We start from the raw sequence: 1,405 nt of genomic DNA, 5'->3' as shown, positions 1-1,405 counted from the left end.
TGCTGTGGGATGGGCAATGCGGGGGATGTGCCTTTATAAACTAAAAAGAAGTCATGAGGCTGGTTTTTGCCTGTCGCATAAACTCATTCAGAAATCAGACGACCCCCTGGTTACCTGGCTGATGGGAGAATATATGGAGGAGACCGGGAATATCACCAGGGCAGAGCAGCAGTATCTTGAGGTTCCACAAGTCCATATTGCCCAGCCTTTGCCTCAGATCGGCCTTGCGCGCCTTTATTATCATCAGAAACGGTTCTGGGAATCAATTGAGGTCTGTGATCGCATCCTGAAAACCTATCCGGGTCTGCCAAAGGCTCTTTATTATAAAGGAGAGTCGCTCTATGCTATTGAACGTGTCCCTGAAGCGCTTGCCTCCTTTTTGGAAATCTGTGAGAATTATCCGGAGCATCTCATCAGTTGTGTGAAAGCGGCACGATGCTACCTGAAACTCGGAGATTATGCTGAAGCAGAAAAATATGTCACAATGGTTATTGAAAAAGATGAGACCATCATTGAAGCGCTTCGGATGATGGCATTCATTCTGCTCAAACGTGGAGCAAAATCTGAAGCACGGGTATATTTGGACAAGATTCTGGCTAGAGATCCGGAGAATGAATGGGCCCGTAAGATGGTCTCCATAAAGTTTTTGTGATACCCACCAGGATTTTTTGTAAAAGAAAACCCCCGTCTTCTGTGTCAGGTCTTTGTTGGTTGAATGGTGTATGTTAATAAGGATCAAGTGCGAGCTAGATACTATCATTTCAGTACTGGGATTTTCTTTTCAGCATCCGGCAATGAGGACCCTGCCTGACCATGCCATGAAATATCTCAGGAATAGTGCAGGTGACACAGATGTTTGAGCTACCGAAATGGACTACGGAGTTTGTCAGGTTTCTCTCGGTAACCCCGCAGTTTTCATTTACCGGTAATATTCTGGATGTATATCCGATTGAGATAGATGGCAGTCTGACCACATTGCGGCTCAAAGATTACATCCGCACGATTCTGGTCAAGGAAGGGTATGCGATCGTACTGGCACTTGATCCGTTTGTCGGGTTTTCTCATATGCATGGGGATCCGGATACGATTCATGCCATATTAGGCGATGTACTGTCTGTAGAGAAGACCGGGCCTCCCTCCCTTGAGAGGACAGTTGAGATTTTACATAAGAGTGCTTATAACCGGACTGCATATTCTGCGATCATTTTAAATCAGATAATCAGGCATGATGAACGGTATCACAGCTCGGATAAATTCTTTTTTAATATGTTTAACGCCTGCCAGAATGCTGAACCCAGACTTCTTGCCGGAAGCTCGTATCCCCGGTATAACCTGCTTATCTGGATACATGACCGTGACCGATGCCTGCCCTCCTGGTTTACAAAAGATAATACCCGGATCAGGC

The 1,405-nt window shown here is 45.8% G+C and carries 2 protein-coding genes; both read left to right on the top strand.

Annotated features, from left to right (window positions below; genetic code table 11):
• On the top strand, nucleotides 1–652 hold a 652-nt coding region (locus PLA23_RS13445; protein WP_324475544.1), incomplete at its 5' end, for a tetratricopeptide repeat protein.
• Between the two features lie 200 nt (nucleotides 653–852).
• A partial coding sequence (locus tag PLA23_RS13440) for a hypothetical protein (protein WP_324475543.1) occupies nucleotides 853–1,405 on the top strand: 553 nt, incomplete at its 3' end.

This window comes from Methanospirillum sp. (assembly GCF_035406105.1).
Taxonomy (GTDB): Archaea; Halobacteriota; Methanomicrobia; order Methanomicrobiales; family Methanospirillaceae; genus Methanospirillum.
The sequence above is the reverse complement of the archived record's forward strand: the minus strand, read 5'-3'. Positions and strand labels throughout refer to the sequence as shown.